This is a genomic window from Olleya sp. 1-3 (assembly GCF_002836085.1).
Classification (GTDB): Bacteria; Bacteroidota; Bacteroidia; order Flavobacteriales; family Flavobacteriaceae; genus Olleya; species Olleya namhaensis.
Window position 1 is genome coordinate 179473 of sequence record NZ_PJBW01000001.1, and the last position, 24972, is coordinate 204444.

27 protein-coding genes are annotated in these 24972 nt (G+C 32.4%); 13 read left to right on the forward strand and 14 right to left on the reverse strand.

Translation table 11 applies throughout. The annotated features are described in order from the left end of the window. Positions 1 to 2: 2 nt before the first annotated feature. Positions 3 to 1349: a dihydroorotase gene (locus tag CXF54_RS00735; RefSeq protein WP_101202042.1), complete on the reverse strand. Its 1347-nt coding sequence runs from the start codon at positions 1347 to 1349 to the stop codon at positions 3 to 5. A 3-nt stretch (positions 1350 to 1352) separates the two neighbouring features. Continuing rightward, positions 1353 to 2078, reverse strand: a complete 726-nt coding sequence (locus CXF54_RS00740) for a polyprenol monophosphomannose synthase (RefSeq protein ID WP_101202043.1) — start codon at positions 2076 to 2078, stop codon at positions 1353 to 1355. A 108-nt stretch (positions 2079 to 2186) separates the two neighbouring features. On the opposite strand from CXF54_RS00740, the gene CXF54_RS00745 reads away from it, so the two are divergent. Next, positions 2187 to 2834 carry a DUF4271 domain-containing protein gene (locus CXF54_RS00745; protein WP_101202044.1) on the forward strand — a complete coding sequence of 216 codons (648 nt, stop codon included), beginning with the start codon at positions 2187 to 2189 and terminating at the stop codon, positions 2832 to 2834. 17 nt (positions 2835 to 2851) lie between these two features. After that, a complete protein-coding gene (locus CXF54_RS00750; protein ID WP_101202243.1) occupies positions 2852 to 3601 on the forward strand; it encodes a uroporphyrinogen-III synthase in 750 nt (249 codons plus the stop codon). Between the two features lie 613 nt (positions 3602 to 4214). Here the strand turns inward: CXF54_RS00750 and CXF54_RS00760 are convergent. From CXF54_RS00760 to CXF54_RS00785, 6 genes are all read right to left on the reverse strand, one after another. Then, a complete protein-coding gene (locus CXF54_RS00760; RefSeq protein ID WP_101202046.1) occupies positions 4215 to 4679 on the reverse strand; it encodes a hypothetical protein in 465 nt (154 codons plus the stop codon). 3 nt (positions 4680 to 4682) lie between these two features. Beyond that, positions 4683 to 4997: a hypothetical protein gene (locus CXF54_RS00765; RefSeq protein ID WP_101202047.1), complete on the reverse strand. Its 315-nt coding sequence runs from the start codon at positions 4995 to 4997 to the stop codon at positions 4683 to 4685. 156 nt (positions 4998 to 5153) lie between these two features. Next, positions 5154 to 5918, reverse strand: coding sequence for a hypothetical protein (locus CXF54_RS00770; RefSeq protein ID WP_101202048.1), 765 nt, complete (start codon positions 5916 to 5918; stop codon positions 5154 to 5156). Then, complete coding sequence (locus CXF54_RS00775) at positions 5878 to 6147, reverse strand: hypothetical protein (RefSeq protein WP_101202049.1); 270 nt, start codon at positions 6145 to 6147, stop codon at positions 5878 to 5880. The genes CXF54_RS00770 and CXF54_RS00775 overlap by 41 nt, the downstream gene beginning before the upstream one ends. Positions 6148 to 6496: 349 nt before the next feature. Next, complete coding sequence (gene pckA, locus CXF54_RS00780; RefSeq protein ID WP_101202050.1) at positions 6497 to 8113, reverse strand: phosphoenolpyruvate carboxykinase (ATP); 1617 nt, start codon at positions 8111 to 8113, stop codon at positions 6497 to 6499. A 78-nt stretch (positions 8114 to 8191) separates the two neighbouring features. Beyond that, entirely contained in the window at positions 8192 to 8581 is a 390-nt protein-coding gene (locus tag CXF54_RS00785; protein WP_090836622.1) for a DUF423 domain-containing protein, read from the reverse strand. Between the two features lie 78 nt (positions 8582 to 8659). Between CXF54_RS00785 and CXF54_RS00790 the strand changes: the two genes are divergently transcribed. Beyond that, complete coding sequence (locus CXF54_RS00790; RefSeq protein ID WP_101202051.1) at positions 8660 to 10024, forward strand: saccharopine dehydrogenase family protein; 1365 nt, start codon at positions 8660 to 8662, stop codon at positions 10022 to 10024. Between the two features lie 219 nt (positions 10025 to 10243). Further along, the gene (locus CXF54_RS00795) at positions 10244 to 10714 is read left to right on the forward strand and encodes an Lrp/AsnC ligand binding domain-containing protein (RefSeq protein ID WP_090836626.1); all 471 of its coding nucleotides are present in this window, start codon (positions 10244 to 10246) and stop codon (positions 10712 to 10714) included. A gap of 169 nt (positions 10715 to 10883) precedes the next feature. On the opposite strand, the gene CXF54_RS00800 is transcribed toward CXF54_RS00795, so the two are convergent. The 4 genes from CXF54_RS00800 to CXF54_RS00815 all read right to left on the reverse strand — a co-directional run bounded on the left by CXF54_RS00800 (position 10884) and on the right by CXF54_RS00815 (position 13841). Continuing rightward, positions 10884 to 11600 carry a Bax inhibitor-1 family protein gene (locus tag CXF54_RS00800; protein WP_101202052.1) on the reverse strand — a complete coding sequence of 239 codons (717 nt, stop codon included), beginning with the start codon at positions 11598 to 11600 and terminating at the stop codon, positions 10884 to 10886. A gap of 80 nt (positions 11601 to 11680) precedes the next feature. Further along, positions 11681 to 12391, reverse strand: a complete 711-nt coding sequence (locus CXF54_RS00805; protein WP_232782547.1) for a zinc metallopeptidase — start codon at positions 12389 to 12391, stop codon at positions 11681 to 11683. An 82-nt stretch (positions 12392 to 12473) separates the two neighbouring features. Further along, entirely contained in the window at positions 12474 to 12833 is a 360-nt protein-coding gene (locus CXF54_RS00810; protein ID WP_090836630.1) for a YraN family protein, read from the reverse strand. Continuing rightward, positions 12834 to 13841 (reverse strand): LD-carboxypeptidase, encoded by a 1008-nt coding sequence (locus CXF54_RS00815; RefSeq protein ID WP_101202053.1) that lies wholly within the window; start codon positions 13839 to 13841, stop codon positions 12834 to 12836. It lies immediately after the preceding gene. Between CXF54_RS00815 and metG the strand changes: the two genes are divergently transcribed. The 6 genes from metG (at position 13842) to CXF54_RS00850 (ending at position 21753) form a co-directional block, all read left to right on the forward strand. Next, entirely contained in the window at positions 13842 to 15962 is a 2121-nt protein-coding gene (gene metG / locus CXF54_RS00820) for a methionine--tRNA ligase (RefSeq protein ID WP_090836634.1), read from the forward strand. It abuts the gene before it with no gap. 278 nt (positions 15963 to 16240) lie between these two features. After that, a complete protein-coding gene (locus CXF54_RS00830; protein WP_157823363.1) occupies positions 16241 to 17668 on the forward strand; it encodes a hypothetical protein in 1428 nt (475 codons plus the stop codon). 129 nt (positions 17669 to 17797) lie between these two features. Beyond that, positions 17798 to 18268, forward strand: coding sequence for a lipocalin family protein (locus CXF54_RS00835; protein WP_101202056.1), 471 nt, complete (start codon positions 17798 to 17800; stop codon positions 18266 to 18268). Between the two features lie 5 nt (positions 18269 to 18273). Continuing rightward, on the forward strand, positions 18274 to 18981 hold the full coding sequence (locus CXF54_RS00840) for an OmpA family protein (RefSeq protein ID WP_101202057.1): 708 nt from the start codon (positions 18274 to 18276) through the stop codon (positions 18979 to 18981). 145 nt (positions 18982 to 19126) lie between these two features. Further along, positions 19127 to 19597 (forward strand): hypothetical protein, encoded by a 471-nt coding sequence (locus CXF54_RS00845; RefSeq protein ID WP_143067767.1) that lies wholly within the window; start codon positions 19127 to 19129, stop codon positions 19595 to 19597. A gap of 38 nt (positions 19598 to 19635) precedes the next feature. Beyond that, positions 19636 to 21753 carry a Tex family protein gene (locus CXF54_RS00850; protein ID WP_101202059.1) on the forward strand — a complete coding sequence of 706 codons (2118 nt, stop codon included), beginning with the start codon at positions 19636 to 19638 and terminating at the stop codon, positions 21751 to 21753. A 56-nt stretch (positions 21754 to 21809) separates the two neighbouring features. Here the strand turns inward: CXF54_RS00850 and CXF54_RS00855 are convergent, their stop codons facing one another. Together CXF54_RS00855 and CXF54_RS00860 are read right to left on the reverse strand one after the other, a co-directional pair. Further along, the gene (locus CXF54_RS00855; RefSeq protein ID WP_157823364.1) at positions 21810 to 22310 is read right to left on the reverse strand and encodes a hypothetical protein; all 501 of its coding nucleotides are present in this window, start codon (positions 22308 to 22310) and stop codon (positions 21810 to 21812) included. Positions 22311 to 22403: 93 nt separating this feature from the next. Continuing rightward, positions 22404 to 22748 (reverse strand): hypothetical protein, encoded by a 345-nt coding sequence (locus CXF54_RS00860; protein WP_101202061.1) that lies wholly within the window; start codon positions 22746 to 22748, stop codon positions 22404 to 22406. A gap of 130 nt (positions 22749 to 22878) precedes the next feature. Between CXF54_RS00860 and CXF54_RS00865 the strand changes: the two genes are divergently transcribed. The 3 genes from CXF54_RS00865 to CXF54_RS15670 all read left to right on the forward strand — a co-directional run bounded on the left by CXF54_RS00865 (position 22879) and on the right by CXF54_RS15670 (position 24949). After that, a complete protein-coding gene (locus tag CXF54_RS00865; protein WP_101202062.1) occupies positions 22879 to 23784 on the forward strand; it encodes a histone deacetylase in 906 nt (301 codons plus the stop codon). A 36-nt stretch (positions 23785 to 23820) separates the two neighbouring features. Continuing rightward, complete coding sequence (locus tag CXF54_RS00870) at positions 23821 to 24648, forward strand: helix-turn-helix domain-containing protein (protein WP_101202063.1); 828 nt, start codon at positions 23821 to 23823, stop codon at positions 24646 to 24648. A 133-nt stretch (positions 24649 to 24781) separates the two neighbouring features. Then, the gene (locus tag CXF54_RS15670; protein WP_157814064.1) at positions 24782 to 24949 is read left to right on the forward strand and encodes a hypothetical protein; all 168 of its coding nucleotides are present in this window, start codon (positions 24782 to 24784) and stop codon (positions 24947 to 24949) included. Positions 24950 to 24972 lie beyond the last annotated feature (23 nt).

Here is a 24972-nt window from a genome sequence, read left to right on the forward strand (position 1 = left end):
AATTATCTATTAAAAGTTAAACGCTTAGCATAATTTGTTTCGTAAAACTTAAAGTTTTTATAAGCCAAACCACCATTTACAAATGTATGTGTAATTCTAGATTTAAACGTCGTACCCTCAAACGGAGACCAACCACATTTATATAATATATTATCTTTATTAACCGTCCATGGATTATTAAGATCTACCACTACTAAATCTGCATAATACCCTTCTCTAATATACCCGCGTTTTTCAACTTCGAATAAAATAGCTGGATTATGACAAAACTTCTCTACAATCTTCTCGATAGATATATCTCCGTCATGGTACATCTCTAATAATGCTGGTAATGCATGCTGTACTAACGGTCCTCCAGAAGGCGCTGATGTATACATGTTAGACTTTTCCTCAAACGTATGCGGTGCATGATCTGTTGCAATTACATCAATTTTATCATCTAATAAAGCCTTTAATAACTGTGCTCTATCATTTTCTGTTTTGACTGCAGGATTCCATTTTATTAAGGTTCCTTTTTCGTCGTAATCTTTATCACTAAACCAAAGGTGGTGTATACAAACCTCCGCCGTAATTTTTTTATCTTTTAACGGTATTTTGTTATCAAACAACTCCGTTTCCTTTGCTGTAGATAAATGGAACACATGTAAACGCGCTCCTGTTTTCTTAGCTAACTCTATTGCTTTAGAAGATGAGATATAACATGCTTCTTCACTTCTAATTATTGAGTGAAAGTTAACCGGGATATCATCACCGTAACGTTCCTTATAGATATCAAGATTTTTTTTAATAGTTGCTTCATCTTCACAATGCACAGAAATTAATAAATCTGTACTTGTAAATATTTTTTCTAAAATCTCTGGATTATCTACTAACATATTCCCAGTAGAAGATCCTAAAAACAACTTTAATCCAGCGACCTCTTTTTTATTAACCTTTAAAATTTCTTCTAAATTATCATTAGTTCCACCAAACATAAACGAATAATTTGCCCATGCTTTTTTAGACGCAATTTCAAACTTATCGTTTAACTTTTCAATAGTTGTTGTTTGCGGATTAGTATTTGGCATCTCAATAAAAGATGTAATACCTCCAGCAATAGCAGCTCTTGATTCGGTTTCAATATTTGCTTTGTGTGTTAAGCCAGGCTCTCTAAAATGAACTTGATCATCTATAGCTCCAGGAATAACATATTTTCCTTCAGCATCAAAAACGTTGACATCTGCTGATTTTGCGCTAATAGACGCGCCTATTTTAGTAATAAACTCACCTTCAATTAAAATGTCCCCATTAAAAATTGTGCCTTCATTAACAATCTTTGCATTTTTAATAAGTGTTTTCTTGTTGTGCATCTTCTAATTGGATTTGAATAAACTTTTAAACTTCATACTAATAACTCCAAAAATAGCTTCAGAAATTATACTAGAACTTAATTTGGATTCTCCTTTTGTTCTATCTGTAAAAATAACTGGTACTTCCACTATTTTAAACTTTTTCAGGTAGGCATTAAATTTCATTTCTATTTGAAATGCATACCCAACAAATTTTATTTGCTCTAAATTAAGTTGCTCTAACACTTGTCTTTCATAGCATATAAAACCAGCGGTTGCATCCTTAACTTTCATCCCGGTAATTAACCTCACGTACATTGATGCACCATAAGATAAAATGACACGTCCTAAAGGCCAATTTACAACGTTAACACCTTTAACGTAACGAGAACCAATTGCTATATCAGCCTGACCAGTATGACAAGCCTCGTACAAACGTGTTAAATCTTTTGGATTATGAGAAAAATCTGCATCCATCTCAAAAATATATTGGTAAGCTTTATCCAAACACCATTTAAAACCGTGTATGTAAGCGGTACCAAGACCTGATTTTTCTTGTCTAACTTCTAAAAACAATCTATCAGGAAACTCCTTTTGTAATGCTTCTACTTTTTTAGCCGTTTGATCAGGAGAATTATCGTCTACCACCAGAACGTCATATGCTTTTGGAAGTGCAAAAACAGCTCTTATAATAGCTTCTATATTCTCAATTTCGTTGTATGTTGGTATAATAACTACAGCGTCCTGCATCAATACTATTTAAAATTTAAGCAAATGTACATTTTTATAAAATTACATAATTATAAAAATTACTTAATTATTTATCGTTTTGATATTAAAAAACAATAATTTTATCCCATGCTTAGAAATAGTAACAGTGTAGATGTTTTAACCCTAACCTTACTAGGTTGCCTAATTATAGTGGCCTTATCTAAGATGTTGTTCCCTAAGCGATTTAACCAATTTGCCACTTTACTTTTTAATAATAGGTATATTAATCAATACAATAAAGACCAACAAATTGTTGACACATTTGAAGAGCTTCTATTTGCAAACCTGATAGTAAACTTAGGTATTATAGTCTATTTATTTTTACAGAACAACCAAATAAGTACTGCACCGCTAAATCTATTTATATATACGGCTGCTATTGGACTATTTATTATTGTCAAAGTTGTTTTAGAAAAACTAATTTCTAACATATTAGCAATAGGTCCAATTATAGATAAATACAACTTCCAACGGATCAGTTTCCGAAACTTTGCAGGACTACTATTACTACCTATAAATGCCCTATTAATTTATACTGTTACACCAAACAACACTATGCTAATAACAACCTTAGCTATACTGTTTTTGATTATTATTTATGGGGTGTTTCTATTTATTAAAAACAATCTTAATACCTTTAAAAAGAGCTTGTTTTATTTTATTTTGTATCTTTGCACTCTCGAAATTGCACCTTATATTGTTTTATATAAAATTATTACAAATAATAAGGTCTAAATTAAATGATACACCATATGAAAGTGAAAACCATTTTAGTCTCACAACCAGAACCTAAAATAGAAAATTCGCCATATTTTGATCTTTCTGAGAAGCAGAAAGTTAAAATTGACTTCAGACCATTTATTCATGTTGAAGGTGTGCCATCCAAAGACATCAGACAACAAAAAGTAGACTTAAATAACTACACCGCTATTATCTTAACCAGTAGAAATGCAGTCGATCACTTTTTTAGAGTTGCTGAAGAAATGCGTTTTAAAGTGCCCGATTCTATGAAGTATTTTTGTCAGTCTGAGGCTGTTGCCTATTACCTGCAAAAATATGTAGTCTATAGAAAGCGTAAAATTTATGTTGGAAAACGAAATTTTGCTGATCTATCCCCTTTAATTAAGAAGTATAAGGACGAAAAATTTTTACTACCTACAACTGATAAATTAAAGCCAGAAGTACCGGAAATATTAAACGGTTTAAAGATAAATTGGAAAGAAGCAGTATTTTATAAGACTGTAATTAGCGATTTATCTGACTTAGAAAATGTTACTTATGACATTTTAGTATTTTTTAGTCCAAGTGGTATAGAATCTTTATTTCACAACTTTCCTGAGTTTAAACAAAACGACACTAAAATTGCCGTATTTGGAAACACAACCATTAAAGCTGTAGAAGAAAAAGGGTTACGTGTAGATATTGCTGCACCTACACCAGAAACACCATCAATGACTATGGCGCTTCAAAAATATATTGACAAAGCAAATAAAGGTAAATAAACCTTTAATTTTTATACATAGTAAAAGCGCTAATTGAAAATTTCAATTAGCGCTTTTTTAGTTAAGATTTCCTTTAAAGGTTTTTAATTGACTATAAATATTAATTCCACAAAGATTCCATCTTAAGGTCCCATACACAACATACTCAATATTATTATTTATAGTATTTACTTGAATGGTTGAAACTTCCCATTTATAACCAACCACAAAACCATATAATGACGTGTATGCTTGATTGGAAAAATATTTACTTGGAAATATATTTACCTTGATTTATATAATATAGAAAATCCATATCAATACTAAACCTTAAATTATTCTCTCAGATTTCACATTGTTTTGTATGGCATCATCTTTTAAAAACACTACAGTATTATCTTTTTTATATGTATTTGTTTCTGATATAATTTGTAATATTCCACAATTACAATAGCAACAGATATACTCTTAAATTTTGGATTAAAAATACGCTTGCCTTTTATTATAAACCCAAATATTAAATAGATAAAATAAAATTGAATGGCTACGTTTAAAATAGACCAAAATAAATATAACATAGGTTAATTTATATTAAAAAAGGCGCAATATCAAATTAATGTACTGCGCTCTTAATTTAATTATTTTTAGTTGAATCTATAATTATATTTGGTTTTCCAAATGTCTTAGATACCAAGCTATCCATAAATTTTTTCCCATCATCAACATTATCCACCTTTATCCCTTGTTTAGGATTTTTACTTCTGTCAATCTCAAAATTAAAGTTTTTATCTTTTCTAAAAATATATTCAAGTTTAAGCATAGCTTTTAACTCACCTTCAGTATATTTATTTAAATAAAAAGAATCAAGTCTTTTTATTAATCTACTTGGTTTTACTTTGTTATTTAACGATTTAGATAATAGAAATAAAATTGAATCTTTTTGTTTTATTTTTTTAAATTGATTTTTATTTACATCTAGTGTACTTTTAATTAGAGAAATACTGTTTCTTTTATCTTTATTAGATGCAAATGGTTCAATTGGTTTACAGTTGAATAACCACATAAATAAAAAAATATAAATAATAAAATTATTTTTCATGATTTAATTTATATTATATAAATAACTTAAATTAGATAAATACTCACTTGTAGAATACTGATACACTAAAGTTATTTTAGATAATTTAACTCCTTTAACTGGGTAACCATTTATGTTGACACCAATTTTTAATCTACCTAAAACACTAATTTTAATTTGGTCATATGCCTCATCTATTTCAACAACAATACCATCTGGATCATTTGGATCCGAATCATCTAGCTGTTCCCAACTAAATAAACTTTCATTTCCTTCTAAATAAGAATTTACAGTAATCACTTGTAAGCATTCAAGATCGTTGTTATCTTCAGGAACCATAAGTTTTACTGCTGAAAAAATTCTTGCTTCAGGAAAACTTGAAATTTCAAAGGGATGAAAGTCTCTTCTAATTGAACCTTCCTCAGAAATAGAAGTTGAATTTTGAGAAGAAACGTTATCGATTAATCCTTCTATAAAATCATTTGCATCCTGAGCTCAAGAAAAATAAGGTAAACTATTCAAATCTAAATCACAATCAATTTGATAATTACCAGCACCAAAAAAAGTAGTAAGTTCATTAATTGCAGAAGAAGGCATATTTAATAAACAATCTAAATTACCAAAAGCAACTCCAGTAGTATTATTAGTTGTGCAACCAGTACTAAGACTGCTAATAGGTTGACTGTTTTGTATTAATGTCCCTGTAACTTCTTCACAACCATCATTATAGTCATAACCACCTCCATTTGTTGTTTCATTACTTCCATCACTTTCATCTGGGAAGCTATCACCAAAACCACCACTTGCGTATACTGTACTACAACCTTCATTAGAATCAAAAAAAAATGGACCATTACATTTAGATGTTCTGATGTGCGGATCTCCATCAGAACCACCTCCTCCATCATTTGTACAATACTGTACAAGAGAAAAAGAACATACTTCCACAAAAGAACCACGTGTATTATCTGGTGGTATTGTAGACCAAACAACCTCTCTGTCTAATGTGTATTTAGTTTTATCACCTTGAAAAGTGGTAACATCTAAAACCAGATCTCCTTCTGGTGTATAATTATTTGAATTTGTAGACCAAGTTGCATCAGGTATATATCTAATAATATAAGCAATATAATCTTGTCCTGTTTCAACCAAATGAAGGTTTTCTAAATACCCTGTAGTTTCAAAATTGGTATCTATATCAAAAGTATAAGTGCTAACATTAGTAGTATTGGTAATTTGGATAATATTTTCTGTTAACACATTGTCTAGTCCTAAAATCTATATTTGAAGTACTGAGTCTTATTCTTTTAATACTTTCGACAATTGGTTTTAATTTTAAAACATTATCTAAAGTGACCGTTTTATAAGTTTCAGCTTGATCGTTGTCAGTAATTAATAAATCGTCTTCTTTTTGACAATTTTGAAATAGAAATACAACACTGAAAAATAAAACAATTTGTTTGAATTTGCTCATTAATTTGCTTTTCATTTAAAATAAAATTTAATTTTAAATTAATTGAAGTCAAAACTATTTTAACTTCAAGCTATATAATTATAATTAGGGAGATGCATTTTAACTTATAAGCGCTTACAAGTTAAAATAATAATTTACTAAAACTAAGTTAGCAAAAATTAAACAAAGTAACTGAGGTTAAAACCACAAGACTCTTGAGGTTTTAACCTCAGTTATCATACATACCGATGCTTTACAAAGGAATAAATTTTTTAAATTTTAGATGAAATGCACTTAATTTTGATCTTTACTTATTTTTTACGCAAAGTAAAAGCGCCAATTGAAAATTTCAATTGGCGCTTTTGTATTAACACTTTATCTATTACTATTCAGCGTAACGTTGTGGTCCACCACGTCTAATTTCTTCGCTTGCATAAGATTCAAACTTCTCAAAATTCTCTCTAAATGCATTAGCTAGTTTAAATGCTGTTTTGTAATATGCTTTATGATCACTCCATGTCGCTCTTGGGCTTAACACCTCATCTGGTACACCTGGACAACTTCTAGGTTGCGCTACACCAAATACAGAGTGGATATGGTAATCTTTATAATTATACAGCCCTAAATCTCCATTAAGCACTGCGCTAATCATAGCTCTAGTATACTTTAATTTAATTCTGCTTCCTACACCGTAAGACCCTCCTGTCCAACCTGTGTTAATCAACCAAACGTTTACGTTTGCATCCTTCATTTTCTTGCTTAACATCTCAGCATATTTAGTTGGATGTAATGGCATAAAAGGCGCTCCAAAACAAGCAGAAAAACTTGGTACAGGCTCAGTAATTCCAGCTTCAGTACCAGCTACCTTTGCAGTATAACCAGATATAAAGTGAAACGCTGCTTGTGCAGGTGTTAATTTAGATATTGGAGGTAATACTCCAAAAGCATCTGCAGTTAAAAAGAAAATATTTTTAGGGTTTTCTCCTGTAGATGGTACTCTAATATTTTCAATATGGTTTATTGGGTAACTAACACGTGTATTTTGTGTAATAGAAGTATCTTCAAAATCTACTTCTCCTTTGTCATTCATGATAACATTTTCAAGGATAGCACCTTTCTTGATTGCTCCAAAAATTTCTGGTTCTTGTTCTCCTGATAAGTTTATTACTTTAGCGTAACACCCTCCTTCAAAGTTAAAAACAGTGTTTTCCGCAGTCCAACCATGCTCATCATCTCCTATTAAACTTCTGTCAGGATCTGTAGATAAGGTTGTTTTTCCTGTTCCAGATAATCCAAAGAAAATAGCTGTATCACCATCTTTACCAACATTGGCACTACAGTGCATTGGTAATGTGTTTTTGTATACCGGTAAGATAAAGTTAAGTGCAGAAAAGATTCCTTTTTTAATTTCACCAGTATAACCAGTTCCACCAATTAAAGCAATTTTTCTAGTAAAGTCTAAAATCGCAAAATTATGTTGACGTGTTCCATCAACTGCAGGATCTGCCATAAAACCAGGTGCGTTAACAACGGTCCATTCTGGATCAAAACCTTTAAGCTCTTCTTCTGTTGGTCTTAAAAACATGTTATAAGCAAACATGTTACTCCATGGATACTCATTAATAACACGAATGTTTAATTTGTAGTCTTCATCAGCACAAGCAAAACTGTCTCTAACAAAAACCTCTTTGTTAGATAAGTAATCTGTTACCTTATCATAAAGTTTTTGAAACTTATCAGAATCAAAAGGGATATTAATATCTCCCCACCAAACTTTATCTTCAGTAACACTGTCTTTTACAATAAAACGATCCATTGGCGATCGCCCTGTAAATTCACCTGTATTTACCGCAATAGCTCCTGAAGAGGCTACTTTACCCTGTCCTTTTTCTAGGATAGCAGCTTGTAATTCTTCTGGTGATAATTGGTATTTTACTTGAGCATTTTTGATTCCGTATTGTTCCAACGCAATCGTTTTCGTAAATTGGGTATGGTCTACCATAATTTATGTTTGTTGTGTATGTGTTGTTTGAGTTGCAAAGTTAAAATTAATAAGATAATAACGCCAAACAAAACTCAATTATTCTGTTTTAAGTCTTAAAAAGTTTGTCAACAGTACTATCCAAGCTATAATTAAAAACAAACCTCCTATTGGCGTCACAAATGCTATAGACTTAAAATCAAAACCGGTTAAAACATTTGTTGCTAAACCATAAATTGAACCTGAAAAAAGGATAACACCTACTAATATTAAATAAAAAATAGTGCTTTTAGCTTTCTCTGTCAGCACTTTTTGGCTAGCCACAATCAAAAGTAACAGGGCATGATACATTTGATATTTGACCCCTGTTTCATAACTTACAATAGACTCCGGAGACACCAAACCTTTCAAGCCATGTGCACCAAACGCACCTAAAATTACACTTAACAATCCAAGGATGGTTCCTAATATTAACATTTTCTTATTCATAATAAATTATATAATTCGCAATTAACCCCGTATAAATTTTCTACATTCGTAATTCAAAAATACTCAACAAATCTCATTATGCGAAAGATTTTAGTCATAGGTTCAGGAAAATCCACTTCATATTTAATTAAATATTTATTAGATAAATCAACCACAGAAAATTTACAAATTACCGTTGGTGATTTAAACATAGAAAGTGCTAAAAAAATGATTGGTACTCATGCCAACGCTTCAGCAATTACTTTAGATGTCTTTGATGCCAACTCTAGAGAAACAGCGGTTAAAAATGCCGATATTGTTATCTCTATGTTGCCAGCACGTTTCCATATAGAAGTTGCAAAAGACTGTGTTACTTTTGGAAAAAGCATGGTTACTGCGTCTTACGTCAGTGAAGAGATGCAAGCACTTGACCAAGCTGCAAAAGACAAAGGCTTAGTCTTTATGAACGAGATTGGTGTAGATCCAGGATTAGACCACATGAGTGCTATGCAAGTTATTGATGGCATACGCGAAAAAGGTGGTAAAATAATCCTTTTCGAATCCTTTACAGGAGGTCTAGTAGCGCCAGAAAGCGACAACAATTTGTGGAATTATAAATTTACTTGGAACCCAAGAAACGTAGTTACTGCAGGTCAGGGTGGTGCTGCAAAATTTCTTCAAGAAAACACGTACAAATACATCCCTTACAACCGTTTATTTAGACGTACCGAGTTTTTAGACGTCGATGGGTTTGGACGTTTTGAAGCCTACGCCAACCGTGACTCTTTAAAATACCAAAGTGTATACGATCTAAATAATGTCAAAACATTATACAGAGGGACCATGCGTCGCGTTGGTTTTTCTAGAGCATGGCAAGTTTTTGTTGCCTTAGGGATGACAGATGACAGTTACACAATAGATGATAGTAAAAACATGAGCTACCGTGATTTTGTAAACGCCTTTTTACCATACAGCCCAACAGACTCTGTAGAGCTTAAATTTAGACATGCTTTAAAAATAGATCAAGATGATATTATTTGGGACAAATTTTTAGAACTAGACATTTTTAGTAAGACAAAAATGGTGGAATTAGACAAAGCAACACCAGCCCAAATTTTACAAAAAATACTATTGGACAGTTGGACCTTAGACTCTAAAGACAAAGACATGATTGTAATGTACCATAAGTTTGGATATGAGCTAAATGGTAAACAACATCAAATTGACGCCACTATGGTTACCCTTGGAGAAGACCAAACGTACACCGCAATGGCAAAAACCGTTGGACTACCCGTAGCTATTGCAACTTTAGCCATATTAAACGGTAAAATAACCACCCCTGGTGTACAAATACCTATTACAAAAGAAGTATACACACCAATCTTAAAAGAACTAGAAGACTACGGAATTACATTTAAAGAAACCGAAGTCCCATATTTAGGCTACAATCCTTTAAACGTATAATAATTGGGCGTTACCACACAAAACTTACAAGGTTTTTGGACCTTGTAAGTTTTATTTAGGTCAGGCTATCCGTTATATCTTTTTTGCTTCTAATGGCAAAAAAGGATGCCACTTCTATCCTTAACGCATCAACCCAAAGGGCGTGCAAAAATCAAAGTTTTAGTTTCAGTTTAAAATAGTTTACTTAAATTTATCTTTTAAACTATAACTTAAACAACTTTGAAAACCACAAACAATAACATTATTATAGACGGTATTGACAAAAAGATACTTCGTGCCTTAATGCAAGATGCCCGTACACCTGTTTTAGAAATTGCACGACAAGTTGGTATCTCTGGCGCTGCCATACACCAAAGGTTACGTAAGTTAGAAAAGTCAAAACTTATTGCTGGATCTAAATTTGTTATAAACCCAAAAGTATTAGGCTATACCACTATGGCATTTGTTGGTATTTACTTGGACAAAGCTATGAGTAACCCAGAAGCTGTTAAACACTTAAAAAAAATACCAGAAGTTTTAGAGTGCCATTACACTACAGGTAACTGGAGTATTCTTATCAAGATATTATGTAAGGATAACGAGCATTTAATGCACCTACTTAACAACGACATACAAAGTATAGCAGGCGTATCAAGAACAGAAACCTTTATATCCTTAGATCAACAGATTGAAAGACAGATAAAAATCTAGTTTTAAATAACCTATAAGCAAAAAAAACACCTCAAAATTTATTTAAAATTTTGAGGTGTTTTGCGTTAAGGATTGAACGGTCTGTCTGAGCTCCTCGCAGAGAGCGAGTAGTGAAAGCCTGACCTATTTTAGCTATTAAAAGCTAAAACAGGTAACGCCCAAATAGTGTTTAGTCTCTTGACATAAATATTCTAAGTACATACCAGAATAATAACATTAAAGAGGCAAATAAACCTAATGCTGCCGGAATATAATCTTCTGTTGTGTACTTGTCTTTTATTTGTGACGTTTGATATAGTATTGATCCTGCTGCTAATAAACACATGGCTCCAGAGAACCATAATCCTAAGTCAAAACCAAATATAGCGCCTGCTATTATTAACCCTAGTGCTATAAAAAACCCGATAGTTAATCCTGCTTTTAAAAACGAAAAATCTTTGTTAGTCAACATAACTACCGCTGTTAATCCTGTAAATAAAGCAAGGGTTACTAATCCTGCTTGTTGCAGTATCTCTGCTCCAGACTCCATATAAGAAGTCGCAATATATATCATAGGGATAAAAATAAAAGCTTGTGCTAAAATGTAAATAGCATAGGCCAAATATTGCTTGTTTTTATCTCCAGTTTTCATCGCTGTACTTTCCGCATAGGTCGTTACAAACATAAACCCTCCTAGTAGTAATAACCATTTGATACCAGTCGCCATAGACATCATGAACTTTACAATAGTATCACTTTGTAATAATAAATATTCAAATAATACAAATGCTAAAACACCACCCGCTACATGGGCATACGTTTTTTTGTAAAATGCAGTTCTGTCTGCGTCAGAAACAAGACTTAAATGTGTGCTTGCGCCTTGATAATTGTCATGATTATTTTCCATAAAATGTTAATAGTATTAATTGGTTACTCAAATGTAAAAAAAGAAACCGAATTTTAATTATGTTGTTGTCTAATTATCTTTTAATCGCGTCTTCCTAAAATTTGCATGGCCCAATATAACAACGATGCTAATGCACCAATAGCTGCTACTAAATAGGTTCTGGCTGCCCATTTAAGTGCATCTTCAGAGCCTTTATACTCTTCTGGCGTCACCATATTTTTAGCCTTTAACCAAGCTAATGCACGGTTACTTGCATCATACTCTACCGGTAATGTTACAAAACTAAATAAGGTTGCAAAACCCATCATTACTAAACCAGCAATGGCTACATATTGTCCTGCTGCGCCCATAGCTTGACTTGCCATTAAGACCAATCCTCCCATAATGACCCATTGTGACATTTTTGATGTGACTTGTACCACTGGCACTAATTTAGAACGCATAGTTAAATAACTGTAAGCTGTGGCGTGTTGTACAGCGTGACCAACCTCATGAGCTGCTACTGCTGCTGCTGCTGCATTGGCATGACCATAAACAACCTCGCTTAAATTAACGGTTTTATTTGTTGGATTATAGTGGTCTGTTAATTGTCCTTTTACAGAAATAACCTCTACATCTCTTATTCCATTATCGGCAAGCATTTTTCTTGCAATCTCCGCTCCTGTCATTCCGTTGCGTAAATGTACTTTAGAGTAAAACGCAAACTTACTTTTAAGTTTACCGCTTACTAAAGAGCTAATTAAACCTATAGCTCCGATTAGTATAAAATACCCCATTTGTCCTGAAAACATATTCTTTTAATTTTAAAGTTGATATTATAAAGATAGCAAAAAGTGAGCCAATGTATTAGCGCGATACTTTGTCAGTTATTGTTTAAAAATGATAAAAGGCATTTTCTAAATGCTCGATATTAAATTGCTTATTCTGTTTTACAATTGCAATAATATCAAAACGGACCTCAACATCTAATTTATTGGATGATACATAGTGATCTACAGCTGTGACTAAACGTTGAATTTGTTTGGGTTTTACAAAGTCTTGAGGATTACCAAAAGTAGATGTTGATCTTGTTTTGACTTCTATTATTGCCAAAACATCTTCTTTTTGAGCGATAATATCAACTTCGGCTTTATTAAAACGGTAATTACGTTCTAAAATAGCATACTTATTGTCTATTAAAAAATCTACAGCTAATTGTTCGCCTTTTTCTCCAAGCTCATTATGACTAGCCATCTATTGGTCAAATACTACTGTCGATTTAGTTTTCTCAACTTTTAATGAGACGTCTCGACCTAGGATTAATGCTCTGTTATCTTTTTCGTGTCCTGCTGGCATATTAAATGCAATCGGAAAATCATAATCGGACAACGCATCCAAAATTAATTGCTCAATAGACGTCCCCCAGAGTGTTGTGTTTTTTCGCATTCTGCTCATATCTCCAACAATTACACCTTTACAATTATCAAAGTACCCTGCACGCTTTAAACTTTGTAACATACGATCTATATGGTACTTATATTCGCCTATTTCTTCAATAAACAAAATCTTTCCTGAGGTGTCCAAACTTTCTTTAGATCCTAACATGGTATGTAAAATAGTTAAATTACCACCTACTAAAGGTCCTTTTGCTTCTCCCGTTTTATTATAGGTAGACCCTTTTAAAGTGTAACTTAAAGGCTGACCAAAAATGGTGTTTTTAAAGGTGGCAATACTTTGTTCAATATCCGATAAATTAGAAGGTAAACTAACAGCCATTATAGCGTGTAAAGTTTGCACTCCTAAATTATGTATTTGATTATGTAGCGCAGTAATATCACTATACCCAATAACCCACTTTGGTTGTTTTAAAAACTGAGTATAATCTAATTTATCTAAAATCCTTACGGTACCATAACCGCCACGAGCAGACCAAATAGCTTTTATTTTAGGGTCATCCAAAGCACTCTGAAAATCTTCGCAACGTTCTTGATCTGTCCCCGCAAAATGATCTGCCTGACTAAATACGTTTTTACCAATTACAACATGAAGCTTCCAGCTTTCTAAAAGTTTTTTAGCGCGATTAACTTCGTCATTTCTATTTTTTAAAACACCAGAAGGTGCAACAATAGCAACAGTATCTCCTGCTTTTAAATAAGGTGGTTGTATCAATTTAGTTTCAGTTTTATTTTGTGCTGACGCTGCATTATTTCCGAAGAAAAAAATAGCACAACACATAATCAGTAGTAATCTCTTTTTTGCCATATTGTAAAATTACATTTTTTTTCTAAATGGCTATCAAATTGCGTATTTTTACGGCTTCAAAAGAAAATAAAGATGTCAAAAAGATATACAATTACTGCTGCATTACCTTACACTAACGGACCAATACATATCGGCCATTTAGCAGGTGTGTACGTGCCAGCAGATATTTATGCTAGATACAAACGATTAACGGGTAACGATGTTGCTTTTATTTGCGGTAGTGATGAGCATGGTGTGCCAATTACTATAAAAGCAAAAAAAGAAGGCGTTACTCCGCAACAAATTGTGGATAGATATCATAAAATTATAAAAGATTCTTTTGAAGAATTCGGTATTACTTTTGACAATTACTCGCGTACATCTGCCAAAATACATCATGATACTGCTTCTGAGTTTTTTACAACCTTATATGATAAAAATGAATTTGTTGAAGAAGTTTCAGAACAATTATATGATGCAGAAGCTAATCAGTTTTTAGCGGATAGATTTGTAGTAGGAACATGTCCAAAATGTGGAAATGAAGAAAGTTATGGTGACCAATGTGAAAACTGTGGAACTAGTCATAACGCTACAGATTTAATTAATCCTAAATCTGCTATCACAGGAAACGTACCAACATTAAAAGAAACAAAACACTGGTTTTTACCTTTAAACAAACATGAAGCGTTTTTAAAGGAATGGATTTTAGAAGGCCATAAAAAAGATTGGAAATCTAACGTTTACGGACAATGTAAATCATGGATCGATGATGGACTAAGACCAAGAGCCGTAACTAGAGATTTAGACTGGGGTATTCCTGTACCTGTGCCTGGAGGCGAAGGAAAAGTACTTTATGTTTGGTTTGATGCGCCAATTGGTTACATCTCATCTACTAAAGAATGGGCTGCTAGAGAAGGAAAAGATTGGGAACCATACTGGAAAGATAAAGACACTAAATTAGTACACTTTATTGGTAAGGATAATATTGTTTTCCATTGTATTATTTTCCCTGCTATGCTTAAAGCAGAAGGAAGCTATATTTTACCTGATAATGTACCTGCCAATGAGTTTTTAAACTTAGAAGGTAAAAAACTATCGACTTCTAAAAACTGGGCGGTTTGGTTACCAGACTACTTACAAGATTTCCCGAACCAACAAGACGTCTTACGTTACGCTTTAACAGCAAACGCACCAGAAACTAAAGACAACGATTTTACTTGGAAAGATTTTCAAGCAAGAAACAATAACGAGCTAGTAGCAATCTTCGGAAATTTTATTAACCGTGTGGTTGTTTTAACTAACAAATATTACGGAGGCGTAGTCCCTACACCTTCTGCTTTTTCAGTAATTGACCAAGAAACTTTAGCAACAGTAAAAGCATACCCTGCAGTTATTGAAAGCTCTTTAGAGCGTTACCGTTTTAGAGAGGCAGGACAAGAGTTAATGAATCTTGCTAGACTTGGAAACAAGTACTTAGCAGATGAAGAACCTTGGAAACTAATAAAAACTGACGAAGCTAGAACACAAACCATCATGTATGTTGCGCTTCAAATAGCTAGCGCTTTAGCAACCTTATCAGAACCATTTTTGCCATTTACATCTACTAAACTAAAAACAATCCTTAATACTACAGAAAATGCTTGGAGTGATATTTCTACTAAAGACGTATTACTACCTGCAGCACACCAAATAGAAAAAGGTGAGCTATTATTTAGTAAAATTGAAGACGAGCAAATACAAGTACAGTTAGACAAATTGGAAGCTAGCAAAAAAGCAAACGAAGCTGCTAATAAAATAGTCGAGCCACAAAAAGAAGAAATTAATTTTGATGACTTTACTAAATTAGATCTGCGTGTTGGAACTATTTTAGAAGCTGAAAAAATGCCGAAAGCAAAAAAGCTTTTAGTATTAAAAGTAGATACTGGTATTGATGTCAGAACCATCGTATCTGGAATAGCAGAACACTTTAAACCTGAAGATGTCATTGGTAAAAAAGTAACCGTTTTGGTTAATTTAGCGCCAAGAGCACTACGTGGTGTTGAAAGTCAAGGTATGATTTTAATGACTGAGAACGCTGAAGGTAAATTAGTATTTGTAAATCCCGATGATGCTACTGTTAATAATGGGTTGCACATTAGTTAATGATCTTAAAACCTGTTTTAGATTTTTTAATTGGTGTTTTTATCTGTGCAATCATTGCACTATTAGGAGTGTTATTTACTAAAATAATAGCGCATGGTTTTGGGTTTTTATTATGCTTACCACTAGCACCAATTAGTGCAAATTATTTTTATAAAAAAAATAAAAAACAAATTGCCTATGGTATAATTTCCGGATTAATACCCATAGGCATTTTAGCTTTTACAATTATATCATTTAGCAAACTTCACTAATACCACATTATTACTAATACCTAAATTATGAGATATTTATTTTTAATCCTTTTTTGTTTGTCAAGCATAAACACCTATGCTCAAAAAGAGTGGCTAATTAGTAATATAAAAACAGAATCTGATTTTTTAAATCCACGTGATATAATCCCTTTAGTAAATGAAGACACAAAAGATATTGTTTTATTTTTCACTAACAGAAAAGTAGTCTTTGGGAAACTATACAACCAAAACAAAGCATTAATTGGATCTATAAATAACATCAAAATTCCTAAAAAAGGAAAAGTTATTATTGGTGCAATTTATAACAATGATACTTACACACTCTTTTTTAGCAACACCAACAAAACGCATTTTAGTTCGGTTTCTATAAATTTTATTACAAATAAATTTAATATTACAGAAGACTTAAATATTAAGCTAGACAAAGAAAAAATAGTTGAATTCCTGGTGCGTAAAAACAAAATACACCTCCTTACAGTTAGTAAAAAAAATGACGTATTAAAAACCTTAACTATAACAGAAAAAGGAGTAATACAATCTTTTGAATATGATTTATCTAAAGAAAACATTGTTAATAATATTGATCAAGACTACCCACTTTACCCATTGCTATTTGGCAATCCGTCTTATTCTACAATAGAGATCATTAATAATAACGTACCTAATAGTTTAGAACAAACAAATGCTATTACTAAACTATATCTAAATAACAATACCCTTACTATAACAAGTAATCTTTTTGATAAATCTACTTATATTATAAGCTTAGATTTAGAAACTAATACTTATAATTTTCAAAATATAATAAACACTGGCTTTAATGATAGTCATAGAGGCGCCAACTCCAACTCATTTATATACAACGACAAACTTTTAACTATCTATTCAACTTTAGACCACTTAAGTTTTAGCGCTTACAATCTAAAAAACTTAACGCTTTTAAAAACGTTTCAAATTAACAAAGAAGATAAAATAGACTTTAAAAACACGCCGATAATTCAAGAAGGAGGCGAGTTTGACAATTACAGAGAACTTGAAAAAAATTCTAAATTTCTAAGAAAAATTACACAATCAAAAATTGGAATTACAGCGTATACAAAAAACAACCAATTAATTATAACTCTTGGTGCTAGTAAAGAAATTGCCGGCAATAATTTTGCAATGGTTAATTTTGGATTAGTTGGCGGTATAGCATTTGGGTTATTAACTAATAACCTTTATAATTACTCACAAACAAAGTCAACACGAATTAGTTGTTTATTTGACGACAATCTAAATCATATAAAAGGACGTATTCCTTTAAACGATTTTGATAAAATTGAAAACTTTAAGCAAGACAACAATGCTTTTAATAATCCTAATTTACAAACTTTATTTAAATACAATTCTAGTTACCTTCTAGGTAATTATGATAAAAAAAACGGTTTGTATTCTCTATTCAAATTTGATTTTTAGTTAAATAAAACTCACCAAAACAAGTTATTACTTTAGGTAAAATGGAAATTATATAAAGCATGAAAATAATCATGTAATACCAAACCTTAAAGAGGGTTGCATCTTTGTATCATAATCAAATCTAATATTATGAAACAAATTGTAACCGTCTTATTTTTAAGTTTACTGTTAAGCTGCGGCGCTTCAAAAACAGTCAAAGAATCAAGACAAACTATAAAAGGAGAATGGGTATTAAACACCATTAATTACAGTCAAGCAGGCACTTATAAAGTATCCCTTTTTAATGATGTATCCAAAGCATGCTTTGAACAAAGCACGTGGCAATTCATTCCAAATAATTATTCTGGGACTTACACTATAGATAAAACAGCTTGTAATGCTGGCACACGCAACTTCAACTTTACTATTCAAGAAATAGATGAAGCAACTGGTTTATACAACTTTCTTTTAAAGCCAACGGATGCAAAAGGTAAAAGCGAAAGCAATCAAGGCTTTAGACTAAAACTAGCACAACTTTCTGACACTACCATGATGTGGCAACAAACAATTACCGTAGACGGAGCACCATTTACAATTAATATGAACTTTTCAAAACTATAAAACCTATGAAATCAATATTTAATAAAATAACAATCAGCGCACTTACACTAGTATTAACAATTAGTTTTACAAGCTGCAGCAGTGTAAAAAATGCAAATAACAAACAAAAAGGAGGCGTGATAGGCGCGACTGGAGGCGCTATACTAGGTGCTATAATTGGTAACAACGTTGGAAAAGGTGGTAACGGAGAACTTGGAGCTGTTATTGGAGGTGTTGTTGGTGGAGGTGCTGGAGTCTTAATAGGAAACAAAATGGACAAGCAAGCACAACAGATCGAAGAAGAAATCCCTGGAGCTGTCGTAGAGCGTGTTGACGAAGGTATCGTAATTACTTTTGACGAAAATAGTGGTGTTTATTTTGACACTGCAAAATATGGTGTCAATGCAAAATCTCAAGAATCACTAAATAAACTTGTTGGCGTTTTTAAAGAGTATCCAGACACTAATATTTTAGTTGTGGGACACACAGATAGTGTTGGTAGCGAAGAAAACAACTTGATATTATCAAAAAACAGAGCTAATGCAGTGACCAATTACCTAACAAGTCAAGGATTGAGTAGTGCCCGTTTTACAACCAATTGGTTTGGAGAACTACAACCAACTAATGATAATAGTACTACCGAAGGGCGTGCAAAAAATAGACGTGTAAATGTGGCTATTTTACCAAATGAGAAGATGATTAACGATGCAAAAATGCAATCTGGCGAAAACTAGAATTAATTTCGATTTTATTCGGAAATTTACACAGAGTTAAATATATTACCAGACCTTATTAAATTTTATAATAAGGTCTTTTTTTGTGTTTAAAAAGCATAAAAAAAAGCCCCCAGTATCAAAAACAAAGCTTAACCTATCTAAGATGAAATTTAAAACAATAATATTACTTGCTCTATTTGCTGTAATGTCTTGTAAAACTAAACAAGAAGTCAAATCAACACCGCCATTCTCGCTATCTGATAATTGGTTATTAAAAACGGTAGCCTATCAAGATCCAAATCTTTTTGACACGATTGTACTTTTTAATGACGCTACTAATCAATGTTTTAAAGATAGTATTTGGGAATTTAAACCAACCAGCAATAGTGGTTCTTATTCTATAAACGATCTTAATTGCTCTTTCGGTTATCGTAACTTATGGTTTAAATTTTTAAAAACAGACCAGCAAACAGGCATAACACATATTACGTTAAGAGCCGAAAACAAGTCAGGAATGATTAAAAACCATAACATAAAAATAACTAAACAGTCTACTACTGCCATGCAATGGAGCTATTCCATTAGTGTAAAAGGTAAACGACGCACCGTTAATATGTTATTTGAAAAAGTATAATTGTCATAATTAACAAGACCAAAACAGCGCCATAATACATGCTAAAATATATAATATCTAAAACCAGACTACCGGAAAAATCTGTAAAAAATACGTTAGACTTGCTTAATCAAGATGCAACAATACCGTTTATTTCGAGATATAGAAAAGAAGCAACTGGAAATTTAGATGAAGTTCAAATTGGAGATATTGTAAAATATAAAGAAGAATTTGAAGCCTTAGAAAAAAGAAAAAAAGCAATATTAAAAGCACTTGAAGAGCAAGGTGTTTTAACTGATGCTTTACAAGTCAAGGTCAAAGCTTGTAATGACTTAACAACGCTTGAAGATTTATACTTACCGTTTAAAAAAAGCAGAAAAACTAAGGCAGAAACTGCAAGAAAAAATGGGTTAGAACCTTTAGCTAAAGTTATCATGTCTCAAAATGCAAACGATGTGGAATCTATCGCATTTAAATACGTAAAAGGCGACGTTAAAACAGTGGACGACGCTTTGGAAGGTGCAAGACATATTATTGCAGAATGGATAAACGAGCGAACAGATATTCGTAATAATTTACGTAACCAATTGGAGCGTCATGCTATGATTTCCACAAAAGTGGTAAAAACTAAAAAAGAGGACGAAAATGCTCAAAAATTTAGAGACTACTTTGAGTGGGAAGAAGCATTAAGTCGCATCCCTTCGCACAGATTATTAGCCATTTTAAGAGCTGAAAAAGAAGGGTTTATTAGAGTAAAAATTGAAATAGATAAAATAAAGGCGTTAGAAAATATTGATAGACGTATTATTAAAAGCGAAAATGCCTGTGCAGATCAGATTGAACTAGCCATTAGCGACGCATACAAACGACTATTATTCCCATCTTTAAGTAATGAAGCGTTACAAAAAGCGAAAGAGAAGGCGGATGAATCTGCTATTTCGGTATTTGCAAAAAATTTAAAACAACTATTATTGGGTTCGCCTTTAGGCGAAAAACGAGTATTAGCAATTGATCCTGGTTTTAGATCAGGCTGTAAAATAGTCTGCTTAGATGCACAAGGGGTTTTATTACATAACGAAAACATATATCCGCATCCTCCAAAAAGTGATAGCATTGGTGCCATAAAAAAGCTATCCACTTTAACTGAAGCTTACAACATTGAAGCTATTGCTATTGGTAATGGAACAGCATCCAGAGAAACGGAAGCGTTAGTTAAAAAAATAAAATTTAAAAATGACATACAAATCTTTGTGGTTAGCGAAGCTGGAGCGAGTATTTACTCGGCTTCAAAAATTGCAAGAGACGAGTTTCCAAACTACGATGTCACTGTTAGAGGAAGTGTCTCCATTGGACGACGCCTGCAAGATCCTTTAGCCGAACTGGTAAAAATTGACGCTAAGTCTATTGGTGTTGGACAATACCAACATGATGTGGATCAAAGCAAACTACAGAAAGAACTAGATGTTGTGGTAGAAAACTGCGTAAATAGTGTTGGTGTAAACATCAATACTGCAAGTACATCTTTACTAAGCTATGTCTCTGGTATTGGTCCAAAACTAGCAGAAAACATTTTTAATTACAGGAATGAACATGGTGTTTTTACTAGCCGAAATGCGATAAAAAAAGTACCCCGTTTAGGCGGAAAAGCGTTTGAACAAGGCGCTGCTTTTTTAAGAATTAGAGAGGCCAAAAATCCGTTAGACGACTCGGCAGTGCATCCTGAAAGTTATAATATAGTCGAAAAAATGGCCAAAGATTTAAAGGTCACTTTAAATACTTTGATTGGCAACCAAGAGTTGCTTAAAAAAATAGAATTAAAAAATTATTGTACTGATACTGTTGGTTTACTAACCTTAGAAGATATTATAAAAGAACTAGAAAAACCAGGCTTAGACATTAGAGAAGAAGCTAAAGTGTTTACTTTTAATCAAAATATTAAAACAATAACCGATTTAGTTGCTGGGCAACTATTACCAGGAATAGTCAATAATATTACTAATTTTGGGTGTTTTGTGGATGTTGGTATTAAAGAAAGTGGTTTAATACATGTCTCTAACCTATCCGACAGTTTTGTAAAAGATGTTAATGAGCATGTCCATTTACACCAACAAGTAATTGTTAAAGTTTTAGAAGTAGATGTGCCGCGTAAACGCATACAGTTAAAACTACATAAATAAAAAAAGCATCAATCTAGGTTATAGATTGATGCTTTTAATAAGACTAATTTAATACGTTAAGATGCCATTTTAGCATTGACAGTAACCTTTAAGTTATTATCAATAATGTCTTTCCAGTTTTCTATTCTTCGTGCTTCATAATCTTCTGTAAAGGCTTCATCTGTATCAAAAAAGCTAATAACTACAGCTTCTTTGTTAGGTGTATAAAACCAGATTTTTAAATCTAAATGCTTTAATCTTGTGACTTTATCTATGTCTTTTTTATAATCAGAAATGACTTCGCATGACTTGATTTCAGACAGCTCAAAATTATACACTTGGTTTTCGTTTGGCTTAAAAGCGACATAGGATAATACTTTTTTATCTTCGGTTAAACCGATAAATTTATTGTTCCAAACCTCTTTTAGATTGTACTTAAACCCATTAGATTTTAGTAGATTTTCTGCTTTATGCTTTGTTTTTGTAGTGTTATTTAAACCTTTAAAGATGAATATAAAAAAAGGTACTAATACGCTTAATGTTACTAGTATAGCTAGTAATGAGAATGAAATTTTCATTGTTTTAATGTTTTGATTTAATGTATAAGAAATCAACACGTTATCTTTACGTAAAAGACAAGCGTTGCAATAGTTAATAAAAACGTATTGCGCTTATGTAAACCAATGAAAAGGGTAAATAATCTGTGTTTTAGACAATCCAACATCAATAGACGTGCTAGTTTTTTGATACACCAAGACATTTTCTTGCTGCTCCTTACTAACTGCATTTACAAAAGCAAGTTGCTTAAAAAAAGTAATGCTGTCTTCTACCTGTACGTTAACTGTAAGATCAATTTGAGTATTTACAATTATACCTTGAGAATTTAAGGCTGCACTTGCTTGTACTGTATGTTGTGGAAAAGTATTTTGCACGACAGCAGCGACCTCAACTTCAGAAGTGAAGAAGGTAGACAACCCTATTAAAAGAGAAATAACTAAAACGCTAAATCTTGCCATGTTATACTTTAATTTAAAGTACAAAGGTATACGATAAGTTGTTAAGAAGGTGCTAAATTTTTAAAACGCACTTAATTTTTTTTTGAACCTACTAAACCCTAAATTTAAAACTTAAACTGTCAATTTACTTATGCTTAAAATAGCCTATCATCCTATTTATTGTCATCCATTACCTGAAGGACATCGGTTTCCGATGCTAAAATACGAGTTGCTTCCTGCACAGTTAAAACACGAAGGCACTTGTACTGAGTCTAATTTTTTTGAACCTAATAGAATGCTAAACGAAGCACCAATACTGGCAGTCCATGATCCCGAGTATTTTTACGACTTGCTTAATATTACATTGGATCAGCGTGCTGCGCGTAAAATTGGGTTTCCGTTGAGTGAGGTTTTAATTGAACGTGAAATAGTAATTGCAGACGGCACCATAAAAGCTAGTGAATTTGCTCTAAAACATGGTGTTTCTATGAATATTGCTGGCGGAACACATCATGCCTATACTAATCGTGGAGAAGCCTTTTGCATGTTAAATGATCAAGCCATTGGCGCTCGATTTCTTCAAAAAAAAGGACTCGCAAAACGTGTTTTAATTGTCGATCTGGACGTACACCAAGGTAACGGGACTGCCCAAATATTTAAGGATGACCCATCAGTGTTTACTTTTTCAATGCACGGAAAACATAATTATCCGTTTAAAAAAGAACAAAGTGATTTGGATATTGCTTTAGAAAATAATGTTGGAGACACGGAATATCTTTCGATTTTACATGACACATTACCCAAACTAATTATCGAATTTAAACCCGACTTTATCTATTATTTATGCGGTGTAGACGTTATTGCTACAGACAAACTAGGCAAATTAGGACTAACCGTGACAGGCTGTAAAGCACGTGATCAATTTGTTTTAGAAACCTGTAAAGCTAACAACATACCAGTCATGTGTAGTATGGGCGGTGGTTATAGTCCAGACATTAAAACCATTGTAGAGGCACATGCCAATACGTTTAGATTAGCTCAAGAAATTTATTTTTAAATGTAATGTAGCCTTACTTTATCAGACTATATACTTATGCTAAAAACATTTACAGAGTTTTCCACTAACGGAACATTAAAAATCTCTGACCAAAGTCTTTTAAAACAGTTTACAACCTCAAAGCAAATTGGGCTTTATACCTTTATTCTTACTGGTAGTAATACCATTACTGCAGAAGTGGATGGCGTCCCTTTGGTTTTAAAACCGCATCAAATATTATCCTTAACGCCTATCCAAAATTTTAAATACATTGATGGGGACGATAGCGTAGTCTATCAATTTAACCAAGAGTTTTATTGCATAAAAGACCATGACAAAGAGGTGGGTTGTGCTGGTGTTTTATTTTTTGGGAATGATACTATTCCGGTAATTTCATTAAACGAAAATGAGCAACACAAATTTAATGTGCTCCATGATATGTTTTTAGATGAAATTGAAACAGAAGATACTATTCAGGCCGAAATGCTTAGAATGTTATTAGCACGATTTATAATAAAGACCACACGTTTACTTAAAAACGAAACACAATCTGCACCACTTAATAAAGCTACTGACGAAACATTAAGACAGTATAACTTATTAGTAGAAACCCATTTTAAAGAAGCCCATCAAGTTAGTTTTTACGCAGAAAAATTATTTAAGTCTCCAAAAACGCTATCCAATAGCTTTGCTAAATCGGGACAAAGTCCTTTAAAGATTATTCATGAGCGTTTAGTATTAGAAACCAAACGTCAATTAATGTATACTGACAAAACTGCTAAGCAAATTGCTTACGATATTGGTTTTGAGGATGCTTCACACTTAAGCAGATTGTTTAAAAAACAAACTAGCATTACCCTTTCTGACTTTAAAAAGGGTTTATAAACTTTATTTAAGGCCTTTATTTCTTCACAAAAATACAATTTGGGAAAAATCGACAACTACTAAGGTAATATCGTCGTTTTAAAACCCGCTTTCGCGTCGCATCTTTGCACTGTAATATAAAAACAACAGCATTATGAAAACGACCATATCTATATTCAATCTAATTGAAATCTTTACAAAAGCAAAAAGAAAGCTAACCAAATCTATCAATCCACAAGAACATTGTGAGCATAAACAATTACACGATTACTATTGTGATGCAGAAATCAACAAAGGAATTATTGACAATTCAATTATATAAAAACACAACATTAAAAACATAAG